Raw genomic sequence first — 26,376 nt, forward strand, 5'->3', positions numbered from 1 at the left:
CCTTAAAAAATCGCTTCTGCTAATAAGTTTGGCAGAAAGAAACACGCCAATACGGTAAAAGCGGCAAAAACCAGCAGCATGTATTGGCTGGTTTTTGGCGCTGTATAGAGGCTTTTCTGTTGCTCGAAAAAGGCAAGCTGGCTTGCCGTTGTTTGTCCTTTCACCCGGCTGACAATCAGCCCGGTGGCAATGAATACGACAGTGCCGGCTGGGGCATACCATGGCCAGGCAATCCCTGCTGACTGGCAGACCAGAATGGCTAAGATGCTGGTGATACTGGCGGCGATGATGCCTGCCTCGTTTGAGGAGCGTGAAAAGATCCCCAGCAAGAATGAGCCAAGGCGGATACCGACAAAGATGGATGTCAGGCTGGCAATACTTTTGAGTACGCTTTCATTGGATATTGCCAGCATAGCAGGGATCACCACTAGCACCGCACAGCTCAGGCTTAGCCGGCGGGCAACCTTTTCATAATGGGCATTATCGTGGTCTGGCTTGATAAAGCGCTTGTAGATATCAAAGGTAGCCACGGTCGCCATCGAGTTGTAAGACGAATCCAGTGTCGACATCGCAGCAGCGGAGAGGGCGGCCATGATCAGCCCGACAATCAATGGGTGGGTATGGTTGAAGACAAAATCGAGAATGACATCGTTGCTGTTTTCAAACGGTTGCCCTTGGTAAAACACAAACAGCAGCACGCCCATCAAGCTGAAGAACAGGTAGATGAAAAAGGCGCCGTAACCGCACACCAACATCGACTTCTGGGCCGTTTCCACCGAACGGGTTGCCAGCGTGCGCTGGATAATCAACTGATTGGAGCCGTATACGCTCAAGTGGAGGAAGCTCACGGCGATTAGGCCTGCCATTAGCGTTGTATCATCGCCAAAGCTGGTGGATAGGTTTGCCATCGACAGCTTGGTTTCAACCGCTTGAGATAATTCTGGGAGCGCACCCAAATCTGGTAGGTTCATCACCAAAGTCGCAAATACCGCAATACATCCTGCCAGCAGGAAGCCAGACTGCATCACATCCGTCCAAATAACTGTGGAGATACCGCCAGCATAGGTATAAAGCGCGGTAAACAAGCTGATATAGATGATCGCTTCTTCAACACTGATAGGTAGGATCCGCACCAGTATTAGCGAGACGGCGTACAGGATAATACCGGAGGCAATACACTGAACAACGATAAAAACCAATGAGTTAATGGTTCTAGTGATCACCCCGAAGCGGTGCTCCAGATATTCGTAGATAGATGTCAGCCCCAGCTTGTAAAAGATAGGGATGAAGAACACCACACTGAAGAAAATCACAATGGGGTAATTGAGGTGGATAGCAATAGCCTGCATGCCATCACTGTATACCCAACCTGGCATACCGACGAAAGTCATGGCACTGATATAGGTCGCCAAGATGGAAATTCCTACCGTCAGCCAGCCAAATTGCTTTCCACCGGTAGAAAAATCTCCGCGATTAGATGATCTTTTGTTCACTAAGTAACTGATAAAAATGGTAAATGCCAGATAAACCAACACTACCAAAATGCTTGAATACGCAACCATAATGGGTTTGCCTTGTTGTTTCTATGGGCGTTGCCCGATAATTATCGCTGTGAATAGTACATAAAACCGCCTCAAAATGGGAATTTCTTGGTGGATTTGCGTGATCGGGATCAATCTTGACGGCTTTTTGGTCTTTCCTGGCTGAAATGCAGACAGCATGTGATCAAGATCTCATGAAAATCATTTTTGGGTGCGCATTCATGCAAAATTGATTTGTGTCACGGTTTTTACCCTTTCGAACTGTGTAATATCTGCCACCAGAAAGCGGAGGGGGCAAAACCTCCCTACACGGTTTCGGTCACCCAAGTTGTTAACACGGGTGATACAAATAAATTTAGAGGATTATTCGCTCATGACAACCAAGAAACACATGAACGAAGTTCCAATGGTGCAACGCGCAGCTGCCTACCTGGCGATTTTGGTCGGTTACGTGTTCTACTGTTACAACTTCGTAGTAATTGATTACGTCCGTCCCTACATTGTCGATGCTTATGACAGCATCACCCTTGCCCACACTGCCCAGTTCTATACATGGCAGTCACTAGGCGCTTTGATCGGTGCATTGAGCTGTGCATGGTTTGCCAGCCGCTTCGGTAAGAAAAACGTATTGATCACCATTACCGCCATCAACGGTGCTGCGACAATTCTTAACATGACTTTTACCAGCTATGAAGGCTGGGCAGCAATGCGTTTTATCGTTGGTATCGCCCTAGGCGGTTACTTTACGGTTGCGGTCTCATTGATGATCGGCCTGTTTACCGACTCTGTACGCGGTAAATTGACGGCATTTGCGTCATCCATGTTCTCTGTGGCGGTCATGGCGATGGGTGCGTATGCAGCCTATCTATCAAGCATCAACGCAGCATGGGAAAACATGATGCTAGTAGGTGGTATCCCGCCGCTAGTGGCTGCGGTAGCAATGATTTTCATCCTGCCAAGCGACAAGAAAGTAATTGCGTTTGGTGAGGAAGTCGCAACTGACGACAGTGGTAAAGAAGTTGAAGCGAAGAAGGGTTCTTGGGGCGAGATGTTCCGCGGCCGCAACCTGCGCATCACGCTGACGTGTCTACTACTGTCTGGCCTTAACTTCTACGGCTTCCAGTTCTTCAACGGTTTCGTAACGACGTACCTGAAAGAAGTACGTATGTTCGATGGCCAAACAATGGGCATCATCTTCTCAATCTCTGCATTCGGTAGCCTACTGGGTGCATGGGTATGGGGTGCGATTGCTGATAAGTGGGGCCGTAAGGTTAACGCATTCGGTTTCATCTTGGCCGGTATCATGGCGTCTATCTTCTTCGTAGCGCCGTCTGATGTGAGCTTCATGGGTCTTAACCTGCTGGCAATCCTTGGCCTGATTTACAACTTCGGCCTGGCTTCAAGTGCGGTATGGGGTGGTTACTTCTCTGAACTGTTCCCTGCACACCTACGCAGCTTCGGTGCAGCACTGTTCCACGGTGGCCGTCTAATCGGTATGTGGGCGCCAATGGTACTGGTATTTATCCAAGAGCGTTCAGACCTTCAGACAGCAATGTGGGGCTCACCGATTGTTTGGGTACTGGCCGGCCTACTATGGCTATCCCTACCTGAAACGCTGAAAAAAGGCATCTTCTCTAAGAAAGAGAAAGCAGCAGCGACCGCTTAATTGAATACATGGGCTCAGCGCCGCTGGGCCCGACACTGAATAACAGAATTCTGGCTAGCTAATTAGCCACTGAGTAAAAATAGGAATTTGCAAAATGAGCAAGTATCAAGAAGCTAAGCGCATCGTACGTGAATATTTCGATGCAATGGAAAAAGCAACTCACGAGAACGTTGCTGAAGTACTAAAAGCACACACTTCTGAAGATTACCTATGGCGCGGTGTTTACCCGTTCCGTGAGCAAGAAGGCGCACAAGCCGCTGCTGACGTATTCTGGGCTCCACTAATGAAGTCAATGACTCGCATGCAGCGTCGTCAAGACATCTTCATCGGCGGTGAGAACGAAGTCACTCCAGGTGAAACTTGGGTAATGAGCATGGGTCACTTCCTAGGCCTATTCGACGCTGAATACCTAGGCATGCGCCCAACTGGCAAGATCATGAACATCCGTTACGCAGAATTCAACTGTGTTGAAAACGGTAAAATCACTAAAACTGGCCTATTTCTAGACCTACTAGGCATGATGGACCAAGCGGGTTGCTACCCACTACCACCATCAACGGGTAAGCACTTTGTATACCCTGGCCCACGTAACCACGACGGTCTACTATTCGAAGACGCTGCGCCGGAAGAAGGCCAGGCGACTCTAGATCTAGTTAACAAGATGGTTGCTGACCTATCTGCCCTGAACGACAGCGGCGCAATGGGTTGCCCACCAGAAGTACTAGCGAAGAGCTGGTCTGAAGACATGCTATGGTACGGCCCATGTGGTATCGGTGCATCTTACACTATCCCTCGTTACCAGCAGCAGCACCAGCTACCGTTCCGTAACAACCTGAAAGACAAGAAGTTCAACGGTCACGTATGTCGTTTCGCTGAAGGTAGCTTCTCTTGTTTCTTCGGCTGGCCAAACCTATCTAACACGCCAATCGGTGGTTTCCTAGGTATGCCTGGCGGTGAAATCCGTGCTGACATGCAAGTAGTTGATGTTTACTACCGTGACGGTGACAAACTGTCTGAGAACTGGGTTCTTATCGACCTACCATACTGGCTGAAGCAGCAGGGCCTGGACGTATTTGAGCGTACTCAAGCGATCCTAAACCCAGCGCTTTAATTAACCAAAGCTCCACCATTTCCTCTTGTGAAAGATAGCACGCCTGTGCGACGTCGGGCGTCCCTTCGGGGCGCCCTTTTTTACGACTAAAAAAACAATATTTATCAATTTGTCGGGATGTCAGCCTGAGGGTGGCTGACGCCTGATGTTTTAAGACAAGTAGTATGATGAATAAGACAAAATTATCTCTGATTGTAATGGCAGCTATGGCTTCTGGCTCTGCTGTCGCAGCCCACACATTTGTAAACGACAATGGCGACAGCCTGACTATTGATGGCCGTTTTGAAGCGCGCTACCAAGATAACGGCGGCGACTCTGATCCGGTATGGAACAGCGGTAGTTCGCGTTTCGGCCTTAAGGGTGTTAAGCAGCTAGACAACGATTGGGAAGGTTTCGGCCACGCAGAGTGGGGTTACAACTCCGGCTCTAACGGCAGCGAAATTTATGACCGCCTTCTATATGCAGGTGTCGAACACGAAAAATACGGTAAAATTGCTGCCGGTACCAAGCAGTGGTCGACATTCTACGATGTTGCATGGTTTACCGATATGGGCCGTACTTACGGTACTCGTGGTTCAAACGTATACAACCTTACCGATTGGGGCATCAGCAGTGGTACTGGCCGTGCGGCTAACTCGCTGACTTACCGTAACAACCTAGGTGATTTGAAATACGGTTTCACTTACCAGACGACACGTACTGGCGTAGAGTTGACGGGTACTGGTAAAGGTGCGCCAACAGCAACTTTGAAAAACGGTATTGGTGCATCGGTACTTTACCCGCTAGCACCAGGCCTGACTGTCGGTGCGGCATACCACCAGAATGAAGTGACAGATCTGGTTGGTATTGATCCGAGCAATATGAAGGATGGTGATACTGCCCGTATTGGTTTACTTGGCCTTAACTACTCTACCGACAATTACTTCTTAGGTTTAACCTATCACGTGGCAGACAGCTGGGAAGTTGCAGGGAATAGTGAATTCTTTGATTCCCGTGGTGGCGAATTATATACCCATTACCACTTCGATAACGGCTTCCGCGCGACGTTCAACGCCAATTATATGACCGAGACAGATGGTCGTGCTGAAGGTTATGAGCGCAAGACGTTTACCCCGGGTGTGGAATACCACTTCACCAAGAATACCTTCCTTCTTTGGGCTGAATACCAGTTCGACGAGGGTAAAGATAAATGGAACGGCAGCGAGTTTGTTAACTCTGATGACAAATTCTCTGCGGGTATCCGTTACTACTTCTAATTGGCTACCCACCAAGCAGAAGATATCCGCCAAGCGGAGTTGAAATAGGAACCTACCGATCAAACCGCCACCAGTCCGGACGCTGGTGGCGGTTTTTTATAAGTGGCTTTTTTGTAAGTGCGATCGCAGTATAGCGTGCTGGGGCATTATTGTTTTTCCTCGCGGTTTATAAAATTTGCATGCGCATTCAAAGGGTTGTTTGATATAATTAGCACAGTAATTTCAAATGAATTCCCAATATGTCTGTTAAAAAACAACCAGTTACCGCGAGTGATGTAGCAAAGCTTGCTGGCGTTTCCCAATCAACTGTGTCCCGAGTATTCATTGATGGGAGTTCTGTTTCTGCGGCTGCCCGAGAAAAGGTGTTTGCCGCTGCCAAAGAGCTGAATTACCGTCCCAATGCCTTTGCCCGCAGCTTGACCACCAATGAGTCCAAGCTGATTGGATTGGTCTTCCCTGATTCGGATTACCCGATCCACATGGAAACCCTGCAGTTGCTTAGTAAAGAGCTGCAGAAGAACGGCTATTCAGCGGTGCTGATCCCTTGGGAGCTCGATGCCCAGCAACAGCACTCGATCCCGAATATTTTCCAGTACCGTGTTGACGGGGTAATGGCGGCATCAGCCCAGTTCAATACTGCGCTCTACGAAGAGTGTCGTGACTTCAATATCCCTATCGTCCAGTTTGCCCGCATTGAAGAGGGCACCAAGTGCAGCTCGGCGATCAGTGATAATTACAGTGCAGGTAAGATGGCTGCCCGGTTACTCGTTGAGCGCGGTGCCAAGCAACCGGCTTACCTGACCGGTGATATTCCGGCTTACACCAATGCTGAGCGCCTTGATGGTTTTACCGATGAACTACAGTCGCTGACGGGCCAGACCCCGTGTGATATCCAAACCAGCTATGTCTACGAGCAAGCGCTAGACGGTATTCGTGAGGTCTTGTCGAAAGAGGATCACCCTGATGCGTTTTTCTGCTCGACCGATACCTTGGCTATTGCCCTGATGGATGTGGCGCGCAGTGAATTTGGTTTGTCGATCCCGGAAGATATTCAAGTAATTGGTTTTGATGATATTCCTCAGGCTAACTGGTTGGGTTATCAATTGTCGACCTTCAAGCAGGATTTCAACCGCCTGGCCAAAGAAGCCGTTAAGTTATTGCTTAACCAAGTCCAGTCCGAAGACCGCGCCTTGGTTAAACTGATGATCCCGGTAGAGTTGGTAGACCGAGGCACGCTGAAAAAAGCTTAGTATCTGTGTCGGTGAACAGCAGTGGCTTTGGAGAGAAAAAAGCCAATTGCGATTGCAATTGGCTGAACTAAAGTACGCATATATATCAATCAACACCCGGTGTTGATTTGCCGCCAAAATGACCAATCGCAGTAATGACTGGAACAGGAGAGAGATTGACTGCGATTGGCTAAAGTACAGCAAACAAATAGGCTTGCTAATGTTCTCATTGGCTAGGTGACCTTCGAGTCAAGGTCACCCACATCTTAGGCCAGGCCGTTTTTTATAAATGCACTGACAGTGCATTCCTTATCTTGTACTGCAATCACCTGATAATCAGTATCTTGCACTTGTTTGGTGAAGCCTTTCCAGATTAATGATCAAGAAACAGGTAATTTTGCCAGCTCTTCATCCTGATCAGCACTTTTCGCATCACTGACACATGCTCGAAACTGTCAGAATAAACGGCGATTTCGACATTGGCCCCTTGCGGTAGATTGTACTCGCTCAGATCATCGGTGATTTTTAATTTGACCAAAGGCCGACCTTGGCGCAGTAACAAGTCGCTGCCGTACAACACCCCAGCGGCTTGGATTTGGCTCTCACCGATAGCGGGCAACACTTCAACTACCTCACCTTGGAACGTTTTGCCGGGCAGGGCACGGAAAATAAAATCCGCCTTGAAGCCGGGGCGTAACCTGAGTAAGGAGTTTTGCCTAAATGCGCCAATAAAGAACTGCTCCTCCTGGTGGACGAACGTCATTACCGGTTTGAGCGGCAGCGGTACGGCCATCATTCCTGGGCGTAAGGTGACCTGAGTGACATAGCCGGCGGTAGGGGCATGTACTACGGTCTCCTCAAGATTGAACTGGGCTTGGATTAACTGGGCGCGCACCTTGGCGATAGCCGTATTCTCCCCCATAATTTGTGATTCATAGGCTAACTTTGCCCGTTGCTCTTCGGCACGGGCTGCAGAGAGCGATGCCTCGGCACTGCGATAGAACTGGCGGCGGTTGTCCACTTCCGATTTGGTAAAGGCACCGCGCTTGTAACCCTTTTCGTAGCGCTGGAACTGGGTAAGGGTCCTATCCCGTTCGGCAACTGCCCGCTCGGTACTTGCCTTGGCAGCGTGGTAAGCCGCTTCAAGCCCCATCACATTTTGCTTGGCTTCGGCCAGTGCCGCTAATTGTAACTGGACTTCGGCTTCATAAGGGGTCGGGTCGATGCGAAACAGCACATCGCCTTCCTTCACTGGGATATTGGCCTCAACGGGAACCTCCACCACTTTGCCCCTAACGCCAGTCACTATGGGGGTGGTGACATAGAACTGGCCCCCCAAATTACTGTGTGGATGGTTGTAGTTCATCAGCAGAATCAGGGTGCCGATAAGGACAATACCCCCGAGTACCGCTGTTGGGACTGTCCATTTGTTTAGCGGGATGTTGAAGATCTTAAAGACGGCAATACACAGTGCGGCGTAGGTCAGAATGAGTAATAGATCCATTAGCGCTCATCCTCCTGAGAATTATTGTCCGTATTGTCACCCTTGGTATTCTGGGTGTCTGCGTTCTTGGTGTTTATATTGGGCGCTGTTCCATTCTTGGCTTGCATGACTTCCAGTTCAGCGACCTTTCCGGTCAGGTGCTCGACCTGCTCAGAGAGCTTGAGGATTTCATGGTGGAGCTCATTCTGCTCATTCTGGATTTTGGTAAAGCCCCAGCCCCTGTCTTCACGCCACAAAGTGGCCCAGATCCAAAGAAAGGGCCATAAGGCATGCAGGGTGAACAAACTGACCCAGCCGGCATAGTGAATGGCATCCTGGTGGGGATGGTTGCGCTTTTTGGAGATTTCGTAGGGGATATCATGGATGGCGATGATCCCGTAGAACAGGAAGATCGCGACAAAGCACAATACGCCCAAGGCAAAATAGTCGAGAAACATCCTTGCTCCTTGTCCTTGGTAACCACATTAAAATTTAGCACCAATTTACTTTTATGCTTGTTTTTGTTGGGTTTATTTTGATTGTCCTCAGCAATCTAAACATTGGGTAATGATGACCTTTTGGCGAATTTGTTCTCCAGTTTTTGACATATTGGTCGATATAGAGAGTCAGCGAGAGAAATACCGCCGTTTTGCAAAAATAGCGCGCTCTCACCGAATGCCAGAGGGTTTCGGTAACATAGAACAATGAATACTGAGTGTAGAGGGGATATGCCTTATCTAATGGTTATTACTGGCCTGTCAGCGGGCCTATTGGCGTGGATCCTGTATCGCGTGTTTACTTCTCAGGGTAAACACCAACAGTCGTTAGAAGAGAAACGACAGAAAGAAGCCCGATATCAGCAGGTACTGGAAAAAGCCAAGATAGCCGAGCGCGAAGAAAAAATCTTCAAGGCTCAGACTGGGCATGTTTCCAGCCAGTTATCCCTCGCCAAAGAATATGAGCTCACTAATATTCGTGAGGCGATTAACTGGTACGAGAAAGCCGCTAATCTCGACAATATCATTGCTCAAAATGCCTTGGCTCGACTGTGTCGTGCTGATATTGACGATCCGGATGGAGAAGCCAAATCGATATATTGGGAGCAGGTGGTCAAAGCCAAACGTGGCGAAGCCAAAGAGTTATTTGAGCTAGGCTTACTGCAGATACGCGGACAGGGAACCGAAATTGATGTCGAGGCCGGGTTGGGCAATGTCCTGCAAGCGGCTGATAAAGAGTTGTTGGACGCAATGTTGTTCCTTGGCGATTGGTATCTATCGGAGTTTTCTCAACCCCATGAACCGTTGGAGGCCTTCTTATGGCGTTTCCGGGCTGCCAAACAGGGTAATATCAATGGCTTTATGAAAACGGCATTTTGCTATCAGGCCGGGATTGGAGTGAGCAAGGACAGTAGTCGCGCCCTGTACTGGCTGGAGCGCGCTGCAGAGCGAGGCGAAGGTGAAGCTCAGATGCTGGTGGCTAAAATGCACAACAAAGATACGATGGCTGATGCCGCAATCGCCTATATTTGGTACTCCTTGGCGTATGTGAATGGTTACAAACAAGCGAAAGAAGCCCGGGACGAAGTGGTTCAGCAGTTTGATATCGATACGATTCTCGGGGTACAGAATGTGGCTAATAGGGTTTACAAGATGCTCAAGCAAGGTGAGAGGCTGGAAGCTCACTCGGTGATCAACTTGCTCGATAAGCTGTACGGACGTGAAGGCTACCGGCCAACGGATGAGATGCTTGAAACCTTGGCGCTAGGCGAGCTGGAAACGGAAATGGCAACGTTACAGCCCGTGGCAAAGGGAGGAGCTGCTGCGGAGGTTTCACCAGAAACGACATTCCCCGCTTCCGATGCAACAGAAACTGCTTCTCCATCGGCCGAGCGGATTATGGACTCCGCAGTAGGGTTGGGTGCCGATAGTCGCCAAAGCCACATTGCAATGTCAGGTTACCAGCAGCAATCATGGCAGACATCATGGGATAGCTTGCTAGCCGGTAGTGAAAACAAGCCAAAGCCTAAAAATAGCGATTAACGGAGTGGGTTGACTGAATAGGTAAAGGCCCCACGTTGGAATTCAAACGTGGGGCCTTTCTGGTTATTAGGCTCGGATATAGTCCAGTAACTGCGGCATTTCAGTCAGGGTGATCACCCTTGGGTCATTGATTTCCGGCGCATGGGGAGCCGCGTAGTGGAAGGTCGGGATCCCGGCATTAAGCCCAGCCTGGACACCGCGAGAAGTATCGTCGACAAATACGCAGTCTTTCAGCCGGTAGCCCATATTCATGGCGGCAAAGTGCAGCAAGTCTGGGTCTGGCTTCCAACTGCTGGCTTCGAAGCCGCTAAACAGCTTACCTTCGAAAAAGTGCAGCATATTGGTCAGGCCGAGGGTGTGCTCCATCTTGTGGACCGGTCCGTTGGATGCGATGCACATGTCGATTCCGAGTTGGGTTAACTCCTCGAGTAAATCCGGTACACCGTCAATGGGTTTTAGGTACTCGTTGAAGAGCTTGCGGCACTCTTCGCGGTACATAGGTTCGAGGGTGTCAATAGACACGGTTACCCCAGTACGACGCCGGGTTTCGGCGAGGATGTCAACAATCTTGCCGCCTTGGAAGTGCTCAATACACTCGTCAAGGCTCAGCTCTCCGCCAAGCCGGGAAAAAATGTTCACTAATGCTTGGTTACACAGCCGTTCGCTGTCTACCAAGGTACCGTCACAGTCAAATATGACGCAGCGGGTTTGATAGGGCTGATCCTTACTCATATTCTTATCCTGTATATCTCGCTGCTTTGATTGTTAATCCAGCCCTGCGATTTCGACAATACAGAATTTGGCGTTTTGCTAGCTACATCGCCTACCGCCTATAAAATGACAAGAATTATTTGAATCAGCGCGCATTAAGCGGGCTACCGGCAGCCTTATAGGGCCGCTGGCCTATTGTCATGAACTGTGCTTATCGATGAAGGCTTCATTCAAGTATGGTTACCCCTGAGCCAACATCATTTTGCTCAGCGTGCAAAAAGGCCCAGATCACATCCTCATGCTCAGCGACTAACTGATATAGATCATGGTAGTTGGTGGCGTTAGCGGCCTGTTGACGGTAGCGCAGGGCATAAGGCTCAACCCAGTTAGCCAGGGTGTCGACCAAGCTGTTCCATTCAAGATTGAGCCAGTTTTCGGCGTCACGTTGGCCTTTAATTTCCATTTCACTGTCGTGGTCTGGGCAGGCGATATTGATAGCGTTTAATCCTGCTTTCAGTTTAATTGCAGTGATTTGCTCCACTTTTATCAAAAGTTGCCATTTATGGATGTGGTTATCGTCACTATACTTGTTGGCAAAAGTAGTAAAAAAGGCAATGCCGTAAAGTTCACCGAAATAGGCAGAAAGCAACAGATCTGTTTGCATGGGCGGGGCCTGTGTTGATGGTTTGGTTGAACATGCCGGGTGAGGCAGTGGTGGCAATTATAAGGGGTGGCTATGACTTCATCCATTTTTCCTTCATGGCTTGGCGGCTATGAAGTTAGGGAACATGTGAAGAACCCGAATATCTCGGTCGGGGAGCATACGTATTATTCGGGTTATTATCATGATAAGCATTTCGAGGATCACTGTGTCCGTTATCTGCTGGGGGACCACTCTAGCCGGGCGGTATGGGAGTCGGGGATCTTCGGCGAAGTTGACCAGCTTATCATTGGCAAGTACTGCTCGATTGCATCAGGCGCCACATTCATGCTGGCGGGCAATCAGGGCCACCGCCATGATTGGATTTCCTCGTTTCCATTCGATGTGGGCAAATTCGGTGATAAAGTGAAATCCGGCTTCGAACGGGCTGGCGATACCGTGATTGGTAACGATGTCTGGATCGGCAGTGAATGCGTCATTATGCCAGGGGTGACCATAGGTGATGGTGCGGTCATTGGCGCCCGGACAGTCGTGACCAAAGATGTTGCTCCCTATGCGGTGATCGTAGGTAACCCGGGTCAGGAAATCAAAAAGCGGTTCAGTGACGAGCACATTGCTAAGTTACTGGAGATGAAATGGTGGGACTGGTCAATCAAACAGCTGCAGGAAAATATGGACGTTATGTGTAGTAATGATATCGATGCCCTGTATGAGCGCTACAAAGGTTTCGATTTATAACCCATAAATTTATCCTATAAGAAAACGGTCAGCTTGCTGGCCGTTTTTTGTTCAAGCGGGCCTCACAAAAAATGCGTGGGGCTATGGCCGGTCCAGCCTTTGAATGCCCGGGAAAAACTGCTGAGGTCGGCAAACCCGAGCCGGAAGGCGATATCGGTCAGGTTGATATTGGGCTGACTGATAAGCAGCAGTGCTTTTTCCAGCTTATATTGTTCCAAGACCTGGCGGTAACTGGAGCCTAAGACTGCGAGTCGGCGGTTGAGGGTCCTGACACTCATCAGCATCTCTGCCGCAATTTTTTCCCGTGAGATATCCTTTAGGTTGGGCTCGTTATCAAGCAACTTGTAGATAAGTAGAATGATATCGTGACTTTCCAATTGGCTAACTGCTTGGCGCAAGGGGGGGATTGTGACGGAATAGATATTAGGATCACGGCCTTTTAATCGGATTTCTCTCGCATTGCTGGGGAAGCAGATTTTTAAAATCGGCGAGCCCGTTTTGATTTGGCACCCCATCAACTGCTCGAACTGTGGCTGTAGTAGCTGGGGGAATGGCCAGCGGGTAATCTTTAGAATCAATTTATCTACCCCACCTGTCGATTGCTGGATCATCTCGATTAAAGTCGCGACATACATCATGAACCCATGATCGGATACCTTTGACTTGTCATTGAAGGGATCATGGTTGATCACCCATAGTTCGCTGTTGCCTTTGGGTGTGATGTGGTGCTTGAGCCGGATAGGTGAGCCTATCAAAATGCAGTACTGGCAGGCATCTTGGATGAAGGTATTGAGATCATTGCCGGTCCACAGTGCCAGTGAGTAGCAACTAAAGGTGAGCGGTGAGACATGCTTGGCGGCAAATGCCGGAAAGAGTGGCTCGCCACTGTCTTGGCACAGTTGGTTAAACCGAGTGCTGAAAGCGCGCAGGTCGGCAGGGCGTATCCGGATCCTTTCACTTGATGTTTCATCGGGAAAGTAATCGTTAGGCTCTAGGCCGAACTGAAGGGCGGCCTGCTGGAGCATTTCCCGCCATCCTTTGTGGATTGACATGGAAGCACAGGGGACTTGTGGCATCGAGGCTTGATAGGTTATGTGTCTTAATGAATATCGTATTGATTTTACAGAATGAATGCATTTGTACATTCAACAAAATGTGACTTGCTTGGTGCTTGTCACCGATGTGTTAAGTATTTGTTCAGCGAATGCCGCCCTTGATTCGATAGATTGGTGCGGCCTTGAGCAGGAGTTGCTCCCTTTGTCAGGTATCACCTTACCATGCTTAAAATAAAATCCTGTTAATCAGCTGGTTACGCTTTATCCTTTGCTCTTTTTATGAGGGATTATGTGCCACCTGACTCATATGTGTTTTTCTTCCCCTTTTTGCGCCTGCTTTTTTCTATAATTTGTTTAATGCAATAAACATTTCTTTATGTGTTTTTGTCGTCTCTGGTTACAAAATAGACGCACGAAAACGTTTTCGTTGCTTTAAACTTGATCTGAACCAGTGAATTTTCAATTTTTTTCAAAATTATCGAAACAAAAGTTGAGTTATTCAAAAAAAATTGAATAATGTAATCAAAAGCTATAAATCAGAAGAAAATGCTGCTCCACACTTTTTCTTCTGGATAGGTCAACAGACCGGATAGACGTGTAACGGAACTTATTGTTCTTGAGCCCAATTTAATCTGATGAGATAACCCATGAGCAACTCTCTAGTACTTGTAATCAACTCTGGCAGTTCTTCACTTAAGTTTGCCCTTATCGACACTGTAAGCGGTGAAGCGACCCTGAGCGGCCTTGGCGAATGTTTCGGCCTGCCTGAAGCAGTAGTCAGCTGGAAAATCGATGGTGAGAAGCACGAGCACATGCTTGATGCTGAAGGTAACCACCACCAGCAAGCCGTTGATCGCATTGTTGCCCTGCTTGAAGAACTAGGCATGAAGCAAGACATCGTTGCTATCGGTCACCGTGTTGTACACGGCGGTGAGAAATTCACTAAGACGGTTAAGATTGACGAGGCTGTACTGGAAGAGATCGACAACCTGAGCGATCTGGCTCCTCTTCATAACCCTGCACACGTAATCGGTATGCGCGCTGCAATGAAGGCGTTCCCAAGCCTGTCTCAGTACGCGGTATTCGATACAGCTTTCCACCAGACTATGCCAGCTAAAGCATACACTGGTGCTATCTCTCAGAAGCTATACAACGACTACGGTATCCGCCGTTACGGTTTCCACGGTACTAGCCACTTCTTCGTAAGCCGTGAAGCCGCTAAGATGATCAACAAGCCAGTTGAAGACAGCAACTTCATCTCTGTTCACCTAGGTAACGGTGCTTCAGTATGTGCTGTTAAGAACGGTAAGTCAGTAGACACCAGCATGGGCTTCACTCCACTTGCAGGCCTAATGATGGGTACTCGCTGTGGTGACCTTGACCCAAGTATCATTGAGTTCCTACTGAAGAAAGGTTGGTCTCAGGAAGAAGTGTTCGACGAGCTTAACAAGAAGTCTGGTCTTCTAGGTGTATCTGGCCTGACTAGCGACTGTCGCGGCATCATCGAAGCGATGGAAAACGGCCACGAAGGCGCAACACTGGCATTTGAACTGTTCTGCTACCGTGTAGCTAAGTACATCGGTTCTTACATGGTTGCACTAGACGAGCTAGACGCGATCATCTTCACTGCGGGTATCGGTGAGAACTCTCAGCCAATCCGTAGCAAGATCCTAGAGAACCTGAAGATCTTCGGCTACCGCGAAGACGAAGAAGGCAACGCTGCAGCACGCTTTGGCAACGCTGGTATCATCACCAAACCAAATACGCCAGTTGCTATGGTTATCCCAACGAACGAAGAGTGGGTAATCGCCAAAGAGTCAATGGAACTGCTACACGCTTAATTGCAAGTTCCGGTATAGACACTATAGAAACCGCCAGCAGAGATGCTGGCGGTTTTTTTATCGCTAGAACTCATCACCATCTGGGAAGTTTATATCGATATCGGCGGAACAGATGAGGAAAGACGCTTTTTTACGATAGCCGCCCTGATGTGGTCGTAGATGAAGTTGAACACGAAGGCATAGAGAGTAATAAATACCGTCACACCAATATCCATAATCAGCGCTTGGTAGAGGCTCACCCCCAAGATCACAGCCATGACAGGGATAGTCAGCACCAGCAGGCCAAGCTCGAACAAAATCACATGGAAGACTCGCATCGCGATAGTGCGCTGGGTTTTGTCCCCCGGAAAAAACTTGTCGAATATCCAGTTGAAGACAAAGTTCCAGGCCATGGCTATGGTCGCAATGATTATCATAGTTCCTGATAAGGCCCCGACCTGATGGTCTGTAAAGGTCATCAGCAACACAATCGACAGCGATACCGCCAACACTTCGAACAACACGGCGTGGAACACGCGCTCTATAGCACCCATCAATCTATCTCCTCTTGTTTCATGGGCTACAAAAGAGCGTGCATTTTGGCAGCTTGAAACCTAACAGCAAGATAGTGCTCATCACACATCGTGATAGCTTATCTGCGTTATTGCTCTAAGCGTTCCTTTGGGGGTTACAGAGTAGTTCTGTGAATGCCTGAACCGCCGAGGACAGGCTGTCGGGCTTGGCCTTGGTAATTAGGTAGAACTGGCTCTCTAGTTTCCATTTATCTGGCTGTAGGGCGATTAGGTGCCGGCAGGCGTGATTTTGCTCTATTAGGTGCGTTGGCAGGAAGCTGAGGTGGCTGCCTGCAAGCGTGAGCATCAAGCCAGATTCGACATGCCAACCGCTATAGAGTTTGGCTCCGGGGTGTTGTTCGATTTCAAGCAGGCGCTTCATGGACTCGGCTGCGTAGCCCCCCATATTGATCCGGCAGCCTGAAAGCGCATAGTCATTGACGGTTATCGCCTCTGCCAAATCTCGGCGGGCATATAAGTGGCTTTGCTCGACAAACAGCGGGGTAGCAAATTCAAAGGCTGCGAGTTGGTGTTCACCGAGTACGCAGATCATCATGTCCAGCTGGCCGCTTGAGAGCTTTTCGTTGAGCTGGGTGAAGTCACCGACATCCAAGGTCACCTCGACATCGTCACTGAGTTGGTAGAATTGCTCTATTGCCCCGAGCAGCGGGTTGTGGGTTAGTGTCGCAGTATTATCCAAGCAGCCAACCCGCACATGGCCTGATAAAGTTGACTGTACCCCTTTGAGTTTGAAGGCATATTCAGTCAGCATTGCGCTAATTTCATTTGCATAATTATACACCGACCTCCCTTCGTCAGTCAGCTCGAAGCCGCTCCTTCCCCGCTTGCAAAGGCTGACCCCCAAGCTTTTTTCCAATGTGATAAGCTGGTTGCTCAGCACGGGTTGGCTCAGTCCTGTGCTATGGGTAGCGTTGCTGATCCCGCCCTGTTCAACGATTTCGCGGAATAACTCTAGGCGGCGTAAGTCTCTTTTGTCCAGTGATGGGGCTTGGATGGCCATGGCGATTTTCCATATTATTTTTCGAATGTTTGCATTCAATAATATGTATTTATTCGAATGTAACAAGCTGCTAACTTTTTTTATGTGATATTTAGGGATAAAAATGCAGGGTGGCTGAATGACCGAGAAAGGAAAGGATTCAAAAATAAACGACTTCGAACTGGAGCCGGTACCGCAGCAGGCAAAGCGGAGCTGGATAGTGATCAGCTTGATTTGGCTAGCGATCGGGATTGATATCTCGGGTTTGTTCCTCGGGGCTTTCCTCAGCAGCGGCCTGCCGATAGATCAGGCCCTGACCGCCACATTTGTCGGTTCGGCGCTTTTGGCGGTACTCGCTATGCTATGTGCCAACATCGGTTATCAGGCAGGGGTATCGACCCCTCTGGTCAGCAGCGCAGTGTTTGGCCGCTTAGGTGGAAAAACCATGGGTGCCATCACCGGGATCTCACTGGTGGGGTGGTTTGCCTTCCAGGCAGATTTCTTTGCCTTGATTATGGTAGATGCCCTGGCGAAATATGATGTCGTGGTTTCCCACGGGACTGCCCTGGTGGGTGGCGGCCTGTTGATGATGGTGACTGCCATTTATGGGGTACGGGCTCTGGGTAAGCTCAGTACCTATTCTGTCCCTCTGATGGTGACGTTGATTACGATTGGTTTGTATATGGCCTCTGGTGCCACGTCGTCCTCAACCAAGGCCATTGAGTCACCATTGTCGATGGGTGAAGCGATTTCCTTTGTGATGTCTATCTGGATCCTTGCGGCGGTCGCTGCACCGGATATTGCCCGTTATGCCAAGACCCGCAAAGATGCCATTCTCGGCGCAGGGTTCGGTTTCTTGTTTGGTAACAGTGCCATCATTGTCGTTGCGCTGCTGCTAACCCAGATGACCGGTACCGATAACCTTGTTGATGTTTTCTTCTCGCTAGGTCTGGGACTGGCCGCGATTATCGTATTGGTGTTTGCCCAGTGGACGACTAACAGCAGTAACCTGTGCTCCGGCGCACTGGGTATGTCGGTAACGCTGCCGTCAGTACCGCGCCCGCTGCTTGTGGTGCTGATGACCATTGTCGGCTTGGCGATTGCCCAGTTTGGTATGGTGGATATGTTCACGGCATTCCTGACCTTGCTGGGTGTGACTATTGCCCCGTCAGCCGGTGTCTATCTGGCGCAATACTACCTGATTGACAAAGAAGCCCTGACTTTCGAGCGGATCTCCAATGCCCCTGACTGGATGTTCAAGGGCTTGGCTGCGTGGGGCTTCGGTAGTGTGATCAGTGCCTGTACGGCAGGTGAGTTTTTCGGATTGTTTACGCTAACCAGTATTTCGGCCATTGACGGCATCCTTGCCTCGCTGGTGGCTTACATGGCGCTCGTAAAGTTGTCAGTCGTTGAAAAGGAGACAGCGCGTGATTATCAATGAACAAATGATCGATGATATTGCCCTTGGCGCAACAGTGCTGGGGACGGGGGGCGGGGGCGACCCTTACAGTGGTGCCCTGATGGCCAAAGTCGCCATTGCCAATGCCGCCAAACCGGTTGAGATCATTGCTCTCGATGATGTTGAAGACGGCTGGATGACAGTGCCTTCATCGATGATTGGCGCGCCTACGGTGGCAATTGAGAAAATCAATTCACGGGATCAGATGTTGGTGGCGTTCGAGGCCATGGAACAAGCTGTGGGGTGTGACATTGAAGCGACCTATCCGATCGAGGTCGGCGGGTTTAACTCTTTGATCCCTATTTTGGTTGCGGCGCAGAAAGGTATTCCGGTGATCGACTGTGATGCCATGGGAAGGGCATTCCCTGAATCGCAGATGGTGACGTTTTATCTCGATGGGTTGCCATCGGCTCCCAATACTCTGGCTGATGAGAAAGGCAATGTCGTGACCTTGCACCCGCTTGATGGGGTATGGTCAGAGCGATTTGCCCGTCCGATCACCGAGCAGATGGGCGGTTCGGCAGCGATGTGCGACTACCCGATGCGCGGAGAATCGCTCAAACGCAGCGCCCTGCCGGCAACCCTGACCAAGGCGATGAAGATAGGTCAGGCAATCCGCAAAGCGAACGATGAAGGCAAGAGTGGCGTGGCGGCAGTGCTGGATATCGTCGGGGGCCACAAAATTATCAGCGGTAAAATTGTTGATATTGAAAGGAACACCAGCGGCGGCTTTGTCAAAGGCGGCGTGACGATTGAACGGCTCAAACATGCAGGCCCAGAGTCAACAGTTGATAATGTGTACGTCCACTTCCAGAACGAGCTGCTGCTTGCTCACGAAGGGGTAAAAGCCGGTGATTTAGCCGAGGATAACCTATTGGCGGTGACGCCGGATCTGATCTCGATTTTGGATCACGAAACCGGTCACCCTATTACCACCGAGCAGCTGCGCTACGGCCAGCGGGTGGATCTTATTGCCTACCCTTGTGATGAAAAGTGGCGGACCGACAAAGGTATCGAAGTGGCAGGGCCGGCTTACTTCGGTTACCCAGCCCAGTATTGTCCGGTGGAATTATTGAAGCCGTTAACCCCAACGACCCAAGCGAAATAGGAGTACGTGATATGGAAGAGAAACAGTTTCGCTTAGGCCAATTTCGTCTAGGGATTGATGTGGGCGGTACCAACACCGACGGAGTGTTGTTGGATGCTGCGCTCAACTGTGTTGCCAAGGTCAAAGTGGCGACCACTGCCGATATTGCCTCTGGGATTGATGGGGCTATCTCTGCATTGTTGCAGCAGGCAAATATCACCGGCGATCAGGTTCAGCATGCCATGTTGGGCACGACCCAGTGCACCAATGCGATAGTCGAGCGCAAGGGGTTGGACAGGGTAGGGATGATCCGTCTCTCACTGCCAAGCGGCAGCAGTGTGCCACCACTTTGTGGTTGGAGCCGAGAGTGGCAGGATTTGCTGGGAGGTCATTTTTACGAGGCGCATGGTGGTTATGAATACGACGGCCAGCTTATTGCCGAGATCCAACAAGCCGAAATCCGCCAGTTGTGCCAGCAAATGCGCGGCAAGGTTGATTCGGTAGCGATTTGTGGTGTGTTCTCGCCGGTAAACAACCAGCAGGAGTTGCAGGTTGCGCAATGGCTGCGTGAAGAGTTGCCGGGCGTAGGGCTTTCCCTGTCGCATAAAATCGGTAGCCTTGGCATGCTCGAGCGCGAGAATGCCACCATCCTCAATGCTGCCTTGCAGGGAACAGCCAAACGTTTTGTCGAAGGTTTCTGCCATGCACTCGAGGCGCACCGCATCAATGTGACACCATATTTCGGCCAGAATGACGGCACCTTGATGTCGCAGGAGTTTGCCCTTAAATATCCGATATTGACTGTGGCCTGCGGGCCGACCAACTCAATCCGTGGTGCCAGTCACCTGACTAAATTGGCCGACGCAATTGTGGTCGATGTCGGCGGCACTACGTCAGATATTGGCGCGTTGACCCACGGCTACCCGCGTGAATCGAGTGCAGCGGTGGAGCTTGGCGAGGTCCGCACTAACTTCCGGATGCCGGATATCCTAGCTATCGGCATTGGCGGCGGTACGGTGGTCAAAGGGGTTGAAAGCGGAGTTGATGGCAGCATTCAAGGTAGTGATGCCCGTTCGCTGGAGCTAGGCCCGGAGAGTGTCGGCCACCAGTTGACCCATAAGGCACGCAGCTTTGGTGGTGATACCCTGACTTTGACCGATATTGCGCTGGAAATGGGTGCCATGACATGGACAGGCGAGCCGCAGGCACAGCCCCTTGGCATTGACATGATCACTGCCGATCGGGTTTACCAACAAATGGTAGAGCGGGTTGAGGAGGGGATCGATAAGATGAAAACCTCGGCCGCCAAGGTGCCGGTGATACTGGTAGGTGGCGGCAGTGCCTTGCTACCCGATAGCTTCAGTGGGGTGAGTGAAGTTGTCCGTCCCGAACATTTCGAAGTCGCCAATGCTATCGGGGTAGCGCTTGGTGAGATTTCCGGTCAGCTGGATAAAATCGTTGAGGTCGCCCCGGATCAACGCCAGGCAATACTGAAGGCACTGGAAATAGAAGCAGAGCAGATGGCAGTAGAAGCCGGCGCTTGCCCTGACAGTGTGCAAGTGATCGAGCGCCATGAAATTCCTCTCAGTTACCTGCAGGGCAACCGGGTCCATGTGAAGATCAAAGCGGCGGGAAAAATCGCCTAGCCATTATCGATCCAGCTTAATCGAAAACCTATTGCAGCAAGCAATAGCCCACAGTAAGAAACGAAGGAGCCCGGTGCGGGATATCGCCCCGGGCTTTGTTTTCTATCGTTGGAGTATCAAGTGTCCCTGTTATTGGTCAAGCAACCTTAGCGCCTTATCCAGTAACTGCTTGGCTTGTTGGATATGCTCCTTGCCTTTATGTTGCGCAGCTGTACTTTCTCGCTCGATGAGCGTGACATCGATATGGGTGATGTCTACTTGATCTGCAGGGGCTGTGAGTAGTTTGTTGACTGCCGTTTGGCCGAGTAATTTGAAATCCTGCTTGATGGTGGTCAGTGGCGGGGTGAAAAATGCACTGTCCTCTGTGCCATCAAAGCCAATTACCGATACGCTGCCTGGCACGTCGATACCCATCTCATTGAGTGCGCGAAGTGCCCCAAGGGCCATCTGGTCATTGGCGACCAGCACACAGTCGAAGTGGCGGTTTTGCACAATTGCTTGGCGCATGGTTTGGTAGCCGCTCGAGGCAGACCAGTCACCTTCGTATTGGGCGACAATACCTATATGGTGGCTGGCGAATACATCCTGCCAAATTTGGGTCCTTTGCTGGGAAGCATAGGAGGCATTGGGGCCGGTCAGTAAAACAGGCTGGGTCCGTCCATGCTCCAGAAGCAGTTTGGCTCCTTGCTTTGCACCCTTGCCGTTGGCACTGCACACTGCATTGACCTGAGTGCCGTCCGGCACATCAATAAATAGCAGTTTTACCTTGGTGTATTTTTGCACCAGTTCGCTAGCAAGCTCACTGGATACCGGTGCGTTGATAATTATCGACTCAACCTGTTGGGCGATCAGCTCCCTGACGGCACTTTCAATGTCCTGATCATCAAGCTTGTCCACTGCCGAGATGGCCAGTGTATAGCCAGCGTCATGGGCTTGCAGGCGAACCCCATTGGCTATCATCGCCGCACCATGAAATGCCATATCCAGAGTGATTAAGCCAATGATTTTATTCTGGACTTTTAGTGCCTGCGCCGCTTTGTTTGGGATATAACCGAGCTCTTCAATCGCCGCCAGCACCCTCTCCCTGGTTTTGCTCGAGACATTTTCCGCTCCGTTGGTTACCCGGGATACCGTTTGGGTAGAGACACCGGCCAAACGGGCGACATCTTTGAAAGTTGCAGTCATTGCTTGCCATCCATTTTGAACATCTAAGCATTCTATCATGAACACGGAGAAAGGCATTTTTGATGCTTTATGTTTTCGAAAACATTTAGTGATGAGTCTCACGTAACTCAATTATCAAAAGGATCTTTGATCACATTTTCATCGGTTTTGGCTTTTTAAGTGAGGTGTTAGTGATCTAGTTTGTTTTTAAATGTTATCGAAAACAATTTTTGAGAGACTATGACAAAGCTACTTCATTTGCAGAGCCAGAACCTGAGCTTGGTGTTTAAGTTGGGGCGTATTCCGGAAATTATCCATTGGGGTAAAAAGGTATCCGCCATTGATGAGGATTTATTTCTGGCTACCGAACGCCCGGTGAGCCAGGCACGACTCGATGTGGATGTGCCGCTGAGTGTTTGTCCGGAGCTTGGGGCGGGGCACTTCAATGCCCCGGGCCTCGAAGGTAACCGCCAAGGCCATGATTTTGCTCCGGTGTTTACGATGGAAAACTACCGCCACCAAGGCCAGAGCGTGGTGTTCGAACTGGTTGATGACGTGGCCATGCTGCAATTGGATGTGGAGTTTGAACTGGATGCCAGCAGTGATGTACTGCGCCAGAAGCTCACCATCAAGAACCTCGGCGATGAAGCCTACTCGCTGGACAAATTGGCATGCACCCTGCCGGTCCCTTATCACGCCAATGAGTTGATGACCTTCCATGGCCGTTGGTGCCAGGAGTTCCAGACCCATCGCGTTGCGTTCGAACATGGTGGTTTTGTTCAGGAAAACCGCCGTGGCCGTACCTCGCATGAGAATTTCCCTGGCTTGTTTGCCGGTGCCAAAGGGTTTACTGAGCAATCCGGCCAGGTATGGGGCTTCCATTTTGCCTGGAGTGGCAACCACCGCATGCGTGCAGACGTTCGCAGTGATGGTCGCCGCTTTGTCCAAGCAAGTGAGTTGCTGTTCTCCGGTGAGGTAGCGTTGGCTCCGCATCAAAGCTACTCCACCCCAGAGCTCTTTGCGACATACAGCAATGCCGGTTTAAATGGGATCTCCGAGCGTTTCCACCGCTATGTTCGCGAAAACATCCTGGCGTTCACCCCAGATCAGCCCCGCCCGGTACACCTCAATACCTGGGAAGGGATCTACTTCGACCACGATCCTGATTACATCATGAAGATGGCCAGTGAAGCGGCACGTATGGGCGTCGAGCGCTTCATTATCGATGACGGTTGGTTTGTCGGTCGCGATGGCGAAAAGGCGGCTCTGGGGGATTGGTACCTTGATGAAACCAAGTACCCGAATGGCCTGGAGCCGGTGATCCAGCATGTGATTGATAACGGCATGGAGTTCGGCCTGTGGGTTGAACCTGAAATGGTCAGTATGGACTCGCACCTATACCGTGCCCATCCTGATTGGGTGTTGGGCATCGAGGGTTACCAGCAGCCGTCTGGCCGTTGGCAGTATGTACTCGACCTGCAAAACCAGGACTGTTTCGATTACCTGTTCAGCCGTTTGGACGATTTGCTCAGCCGTTACCAGATCAGCTACCTCAAGTGGGATATGAACCGCGAGCTAGTACAGCCGGCCCATAATGGTAAACCGGCAGTGAAGGGGCAAACATTGGCCTTTTATGCCCTGCTTGATGCATTACGGGCCAAGCACCCAGAAGTCGAGATTGAATCATGCTCGAGCGGTGGTGGTCGTATCGATTTCGAAGTGCTCAAGCGCACCCATCGTTTCTGGGCATCGGACTGTAATGACGCCCTGGAACGCCAGACTATCCAACGTGGTATGGGATATTTCTTCCCGCCGGAAGTGATGGGTGCCCATATCGGCCCTGCCGAGTGCCATTCAACCAACCGCATGCACAATATCAACCTGCGTGGGGTAACGGCACTGCAAGGCCATATGGGGGTCGAGCTGGATCCGGTTAAGGTCGGTGAAGAAGAGAAGGCGGCCTTTGCCCACTATATCGAGCTGCACAAATGCTTCCGAACCCTACTGCACAATGGCCGTGCCTTCCGGATCGATCCAGCTGATGAGCGGCAATACATTTATGGCGTCGAGCACCAAGATGAAATGCTGATCACCGTCTGCCAGCGGGCGATGCCATCCCATGCCCTGCCAGCCCCGCTTCGTTTGAGCTGCTTGGAGCCAGAGGCAATGTACTCGGTGAAAATTGTCGAGATGCCACAAAGCTCGTTCCAGTTGATGAAGCACCGCCCAGCTTGGATAGATAAAACCCTACACCTACGGGGAGATAACCTGATGGAAATCGGCCTTATCCTGCCGATCCTCGATCCCGAATCTGCCCTGATCCTACACCTACAAAAAGATTAATACGTACCCGGTGGCACCTCAGGTGCCACCAAACAAAAGGAACTGAAAGATGGAAATTACACTCATTTCATTCTTCTTGTTCACCGGCTTTGTGGTTTGGTTTACCTACAGCAAAGTGAAGAACTCGAAGAATGACTCCCACGATGGCTTTTTTCTCGGCGGCCGTTCACTGACCGGTGGTTTGATTGCCTCATCCCTGATTCTAACCAACCTTAGTGCAACCAGTTTTGTCGGGATGTCTGCCCAGTCCTATACCCATAATATGTCGGTTATGGGTTGGGAAGTGGCCAGTGGTGTCACCCTGGTGATGATCGCCCTTTACCTAGTGCCCCGCTACCTCAAGCAGGGGATCACCACGGTGCCGGACTTCCTCGAAAGCCGCTACGACCTCGGGGTGAAAAAATTCGTAACCCTGCTGTTCCTGTGCCAGTACGTGATTAATATTTTGCCGACGACTCTGTATGCGGGGGCGGTGGTGCTGACCGGTATTTTTGACATCGAGTCAATACTGGGTATTTCGGAATTCCAGGCCATTGCGTTGATCAGTGCACTGATTGGGTTGTTAGGCTTTTTCTACGCCATTTACGGTGGCCTGAAAGCGGTAGTGATTGCCGATACCATCAACGGCGTGGGCTTGATCACCGGTGGTTTGATGATCCCGGTATTCGGCCTGTTTGCCCTAGGTGGCGGCAGTTTTGGTGAAGGTTTGAATATCCTGCTGACTGCTGCGCCGGAGAAACTGGAATCGGTTGGTGCTGCCAGCGATCCACTGCCGTTCTCGACCTTGTTTACCGGTCTGCTATTGGTGAACCTGTACTACTGGGGTACTGACCAGTCGATTATCCAGCGAGCGCTGGGTGCCAAGAACCTTAGGGAAGGCCAGAAAGGGGTGATATGGGCCGGTGCCATCAAGGTGATTTCACCGCTGTTCCTGATCATTCCGGGCATCATCGCTTTCCACCTGTTCGGTGCCGATGCCGGTAACCCGGATACTATGTACACCCGCTTGGTGAACGAAGTGTTGCCTAAGCCATTGGTTGGTTTCTTCGTGGCCGTCATGTTCGGTGCCATCCTGTCGACTTTCAATGGGGTACTGAACAGCTCAACCACCTTGTTTGCCCTGAATGTCTATAAACCTATCTTTGCCAAGGAAGGTCTGACAGACAAAGAGTTGGTTGCCAAGGGCCGGGTGTTCGGTGTACTGATTGCGGTTGTCTCTATCTGTATTGCGCCGTTTATCATGTATGCCCCTGAAGGCTTGTTCCAGTACCTACAGATGGTAGCGGGCTTCTTCAGCGTGCCAATCTTTACCATTGTTTTCGTTGGCTATATTTCCAAACGCGTACCAGCTATTGCAGCAAAAGTGGCGCTGGTGGTGTTCGTTAGCTCCTATGCCTCGATGCAGCTTATCTTCAAAACACCGTTGCACTTCCTGCACCAGTTGGCGATTTTGTTTGTGGTCTGTACCGTATTGATGTTCGTGATCGGCCACTTTGCGCCGCGCAGCAGCGATTATGTGATGCCAGTAAATGAAAGCATGGATGTAACGCCATGGGAGTTCCGCTTCGAAGCCTCGGCGGTCATTCTTTACATGGTATTGGGTGCCTACATCATGTTCAGCAAGGTGGGCTTTGTGTCCGATGACCCAACCTTTATGCAGGTCTACGGCTTGTGTGGTGTAGTGATGCTGGTGGGTGTTGCGGTGAGGTATTTCAAGAAAAAGCAGGTCTCGCAGCAAGTGTTAGCCTCTGAATCTTGAGAAGATCTATTTAAGCGATAGCTTATTGTAATGAAA

The 26,376-nt window shown here is 50.4% G+C and carries 21 protein-coding genes; 12 read left to right on the plus strand and 9 right to left on the minus strand.

All coding sequences use genetic code 11. The features are described from left to right. Positions 1-2: 2 nt before the first annotated feature. A complete protein-coding gene (locus tag C9J01_RS17540; protein ID WP_107299438.1) occupies positions 3-1,562 on the minus strand; it encodes a sodium:solute symporter family transporter in 1,560 nt (519 codons plus the stop codon). 352 nt (positions 1,563-1,914) lie between these two features. On the opposite strand from C9J01_RS17540, the gene C9J01_RS17545 reads away from it, so the two are divergent. From C9J01_RS17545 to C9J01_RS17560, 4 genes are all read left to right on the plus strand, one after another. After that, positions 1,915-3,207, plus strand: coding sequence for an MFS transporter (locus tag C9J01_RS17545; RefSeq protein ID WP_107299439.1), 1,293 nt, complete (start codon positions 1,915-1,917; stop codon positions 3,205-3,207). A gap of 94 nt (positions 3,208-3,301) precedes the next feature. Continuing rightward, positions 3,302-4,318 carry a nuclear transport factor 2 family protein gene (locus C9J01_RS17550; protein ID WP_107299440.1) on the plus strand — a complete coding sequence of 339 codons (1,017 nt, stop codon included), beginning with the start codon at positions 3,302-3,304 and terminating at the stop codon, positions 4,316-4,318. A gap of 167 nt (positions 4,319-4,485) precedes the next feature. Then, a complete protein-coding gene (locus C9J01_RS17555; RefSeq protein ID WP_107299539.1) occupies positions 4,486-5,574 on the plus strand; it encodes a porin in 1,089 nt (362 codons plus the stop codon). Between the two features lie 239 nt (positions 5,575-5,813). After that, on the plus strand, positions 5,814-6,824 hold the full coding sequence (locus tag C9J01_RS17560) for a LacI family DNA-binding transcriptional regulator (RefSeq protein WP_107299441.1): 1,011 nt from the start codon (positions 5,814-5,816) through the stop codon (positions 6,822-6,824). A gap of 352 nt (positions 6,825-7,176) precedes the next feature. On the opposite strand, the gene C9J01_RS17565 is transcribed toward C9J01_RS17560, so the two are convergent. Together C9J01_RS17565 and C9J01_RS17570 are read right to left on the minus strand one after the other, a co-directional pair. Further along, positions 7,177-8,307: an HlyD family secretion protein gene (locus tag C9J01_RS17565; RefSeq protein WP_107299442.1), complete on the minus strand. Its 1,131-nt coding sequence runs from the start codon at positions 8,305-8,307 to the stop codon at positions 7,177-7,179. Continuing rightward, complete coding sequence (locus C9J01_RS17570; protein ID WP_107299443.1) at positions 8,307-8,744, minus strand: DUF3302 domain-containing protein; 438 nt, start codon at positions 8,742-8,744, stop codon at positions 8,307-8,309. Before C9J01_RS17570 ends, C9J01_RS17565 begins: the two co-directional genes overlap by 1 nt. A 270-nt stretch (positions 8,745-9,014) precedes the next feature. On the opposite strand from C9J01_RS17570, the gene C9J01_RS17575 reads away from it, so the two are divergent. Next, the gene (locus tag C9J01_RS17575) at positions 9,015-10,325 is read left to right on the plus strand and encodes a tetratricopeptide repeat protein (protein WP_107299444.1); all 1,311 of its coding nucleotides are present in this window, start codon (positions 9,015-9,017) and stop codon (positions 10,323-10,325) included. A 66-nt stretch (positions 10,326-10,391) separates the two neighbouring features. On the opposite strand, the gene yieH is transcribed toward C9J01_RS17575, so the two are convergent. Both yieH and C9J01_RS17585 read right to left on the minus strand, forming a co-directional pair. Continuing rightward, positions 10,392-11,057: a 6-phosphogluconate phosphatase gene (yieH, locus tag C9J01_RS17580; protein WP_107299445.1), complete on the minus strand. Its 666-nt coding sequence runs from the start codon at positions 11,055-11,057 to the stop codon at positions 10,392-10,394. Between the two features lie 205 nt (positions 11,058-11,262). After that, the gene (locus C9J01_RS17585) at positions 11,263-11,700 is read right to left on the minus strand and encodes a hypothetical protein (RefSeq protein WP_107299446.1); all 438 of its coding nucleotides are present in this window, start codon (positions 11,698-11,700) and stop codon (positions 11,263-11,265) included. Positions 11,701-11,772: 72 nt separating this feature from the next. Between C9J01_RS17585 and C9J01_RS17590 the strand changes: the two genes are divergently transcribed. Beyond that, the gene (locus C9J01_RS17590) at positions 11,773-12,435 is read left to right on the plus strand and encodes a CatB-related O-acetyltransferase (protein ID WP_107299447.1); all 663 of its coding nucleotides are present in this window, start codon (positions 11,773-11,775) and stop codon (positions 12,433-12,435) included. A 62-nt stretch (positions 12,436-12,497) separates the two neighbouring features. Here C9J01_RS17590 and C9J01_RS17595 read toward each other — a convergent pair whose 3' ends face one another. Further along, positions 12,498-13,460 carry a helix-turn-helix domain-containing protein gene (locus tag C9J01_RS17595; protein WP_158264555.1) on the minus strand — a complete coding sequence of 321 codons (963 nt, stop codon included), beginning with the start codon at positions 13,458-13,460 and terminating at the stop codon, positions 12,498-12,500. A gap of 677 nt (positions 13,461-14,137) precedes the next feature. On the opposite strand from C9J01_RS17595, the gene C9J01_RS17600 reads away from it, so the two are divergent. Further along, the gene (locus C9J01_RS17600) at positions 14,138-15,331 is read left to right on the plus strand and encodes an acetate/propionate family kinase (protein WP_107299449.1); all 1,194 of its coding nucleotides are present in this window, start codon (positions 14,138-14,140) and stop codon (positions 15,329-15,331) included. An 89-nt stretch (positions 15,332-15,420) separates the two neighbouring features. Here the strand turns inward: C9J01_RS17600 and C9J01_RS17605 are convergent, their stop codons facing one another. Both C9J01_RS17605 and C9J01_RS17610 read right to left on the minus strand, forming a co-directional pair. Further along, positions 15,421-15,864 carry a PACE efflux transporter gene (locus C9J01_RS17605; protein WP_107299450.1) on the minus strand — a complete coding sequence of 148 codons (444 nt, stop codon included), beginning with the start codon at positions 15,862-15,864 and terminating at the stop codon, positions 15,421-15,423. Positions 15,865-15,979: 115 nt separating this feature from the next. After that, positions 15,980-16,903 carry a LysR family transcriptional regulator gene (locus C9J01_RS17610; protein WP_107299451.1) on the minus strand — a complete coding sequence of 308 codons (924 nt, stop codon included), beginning with the start codon at positions 16,901-16,903 and terminating at the stop codon, positions 15,980-15,982. Between the two features lie 118 nt (positions 16,904-17,021). Between C9J01_RS17610 and C9J01_RS17615 the strand changes: the two genes are divergently transcribed. The 3 genes from C9J01_RS17615 to C9J01_RS17625 are packed head-to-tail and all read left to right on the plus strand — an operon-like array spanning position 17,022 to position 21,074. Then, the gene (locus C9J01_RS17615) at positions 17,022-18,323 is read left to right on the plus strand and encodes a cytosine permease (protein WP_107299452.1); all 1,302 of its coding nucleotides are present in this window, start codon (positions 17,022-17,024) and stop codon (positions 18,321-18,323) included. Continuing rightward, complete coding sequence (locus C9J01_RS17620) at positions 18,310-19,449, plus strand: DUF917 domain-containing protein (protein ID WP_107299453.1); 1,140 nt, start codon at positions 18,310-18,312, stop codon at positions 19,447-19,449. The genes C9J01_RS17615 and C9J01_RS17620 overlap by 14 nt, the downstream gene beginning before the upstream one ends. Positions 19,450-19,460: 11 nt before the next feature. Next, complete coding sequence (locus C9J01_RS17625; RefSeq protein WP_107299454.1) at positions 19,461-21,074, plus strand: hydantoinase/oxoprolinase N-terminal domain-containing protein; 1,614 nt, start codon at positions 19,461-19,463, stop codon at positions 21,072-21,074. Between the two features lie 129 nt (positions 21,075-21,203). Here C9J01_RS17625 and C9J01_RS17630 read toward each other — a convergent pair whose 3' ends face one another. Continuing rightward, the gene (locus tag C9J01_RS17630; protein WP_107299455.1) at positions 21,204-22,259 is read right to left on the minus strand and encodes a LacI family DNA-binding transcriptional regulator; all 1,056 of its coding nucleotides are present in this window, start codon (positions 22,257-22,259) and stop codon (positions 21,204-21,206) included. A 219-nt stretch (positions 22,260-22,478) separates the two neighbouring features. On the opposite strand from C9J01_RS17630, the gene C9J01_RS17635 reads away from it, so the two are divergent. Both C9J01_RS17635 and C9J01_RS17640 read left to right on the plus strand, forming a co-directional pair. Then, complete coding sequence (locus C9J01_RS17635) at positions 22,479-24,581, plus strand: alpha-galactosidase (RefSeq protein WP_107299456.1); 2,103 nt, start codon at positions 22,479-22,481, stop codon at positions 24,579-24,581. A 49-nt stretch (positions 24,582-24,630) separates the two neighbouring features. Next, positions 24,631-26,340: a solute:sodium symporter family transporter gene (locus C9J01_RS17640; protein WP_107299457.1), complete on the plus strand. Its 1,710-nt coding sequence runs from the start codon at positions 24,631-24,633 to the stop codon at positions 26,338-26,340. Positions 26,341-26,376: the final 36 nt, after the last annotated feature.

The organism is Photobacterium rosenbergii (assembly GCF_003026455.1).
Lineage (GTDB): Bacteria > Pseudomonadota > Gammaproteobacteria > Enterobacterales > Vibrionaceae > Photobacterium > Photobacterium rosenbergii.

What these genes read in the sequence shown, in the direction of transcription:
- C9J01_RS17540 (WP_107299438.1), bottom strand. Translation starts at nt 1,562, where the DNA reads ATGGTTGCGTATTCAAGCATTTTGGTAGTGTTGGTTTATCTGGCATTT.
- C9J01_RS17545 (WP_107299439.1), top strand. Translation starts at nt 1,915, where the DNA reads ATGACAACCAAGAAACACATGAACGAAGTTCCAATGGTGCAACGCGCA.
- C9J01_RS17550 (WP_107299440.1), top strand. Translation starts at nt 3,302, where the DNA reads ATGAGCAAGTATCAAGAAGCTAAGCGCATCGTACGTGAATATTTCGAT.
- C9J01_RS17555 (WP_107299539.1), top strand. Translation starts at nt 4,486, where the DNA reads ATGAATAAGACAAAATTATCTCTGATTGTAATGGCAGCTATGGCTTCT.
- C9J01_RS17560 (WP_107299441.1), top strand. Translation starts at nt 5,814, where the DNA reads ATGTCTGTTAAAAAACAACCAGTTACCGCGAGTGATGTAGCAAAGCTT.
- C9J01_RS17565 (WP_107299442.1), bottom strand. Translation starts at nt 8,307, where the DNA reads ATGGATCTATTACTCATTCTGACCTACGCCGCACTGTGTATTGCCGTC.
- C9J01_RS17570 (WP_107299443.1), bottom strand. Translation starts at nt 8,744, where the DNA reads ATGTTTCTCGACTATTTTGCCTTGGGCGTATTGTGCTTTGTCGCGATC.
- C9J01_RS17575 (WP_107299444.1), top strand. Translation starts at nt 9,015, where the DNA reads ATGCCTTATCTAATGGTTATTACTGGCCTGTCAGCGGGCCTATTGGCG.
- yieH (WP_107299445.1), bottom strand. Translation starts at nt 11,057, where the DNA reads ATGAGTAAGGATCAGCCCTATCAAACCCGCTGCGTCATATTTGACTGT.
- C9J01_RS17585 (WP_107299446.1), bottom strand. Translation starts at nt 11,700, where the DNA reads ATGCAAACAGATCTGTTGCTTTCTGCCTATTTCGGTGAACTTTACGGC.
- C9J01_RS17590 (WP_107299447.1), top strand. Translation starts at nt 11,773, where the DNA reads ATGACTTCATCCATTTTTCCTTCATGGCTTGGCGGCTATGAAGTTAGG.
- C9J01_RS17595 (WP_158264555.1), bottom strand. Translation starts at nt 13,460, where the DNA reads ATGCTCCAGCAGGCCGCCCTTCAGTTCGGCCTAGAGCCTAACGATTAC.
- C9J01_RS17600 (WP_107299449.1), top strand. Translation starts at nt 14,138, where the DNA reads ATGAGCAACTCTCTAGTACTTGTAATCAACTCTGGCAGTTCTTCACTT.
- C9J01_RS17605 (WP_107299450.1), bottom strand. Translation starts at nt 15,864, where the DNA reads ATGGGTGCTATAGAGCGCGTGTTCCACGCCGTGTTGTTCGAAGTGTTG.
- C9J01_RS17610 (WP_107299451.1), bottom strand. Translation starts at nt 16,903, where the DNA reads ATGGCCATCCAAGCCCCATCACTGGACAAAAGAGACTTACGCCGCCTA.
- C9J01_RS17615 (WP_107299452.1), top strand. Translation starts at nt 17,022, where the DNA reads ATGACCGAGAAAGGAAAGGATTCAAAAATAAACGACTTCGAACTGGAG.
- C9J01_RS17625 (WP_107299454.1), top strand. Translation starts at nt 19,461, where the DNA reads ATGGAAGAGAAACAGTTTCGCTTAGGCCAATTTCGTCTAGGGATTGAT.
- C9J01_RS17630 (WP_107299455.1), bottom strand. Translation starts at nt 22,259, where the DNA reads ATGACTGCAACTTTCAAAGATGTCGCCCGTTTGGCCGGTGTCTCTACC.
- C9J01_RS17635 (WP_107299456.1), top strand. Translation starts at nt 22,479, where the DNA reads ATGACAAAGCTACTTCATTTGCAGAGCCAGAACCTGAGCTTGGTGTTT.
- C9J01_RS17640 (WP_107299457.1), top strand. Translation starts at nt 24,631, where the DNA reads ATGGAAATTACACTCATTTCATTCTTCTTGTTCACCGGCTTTGTGGTT.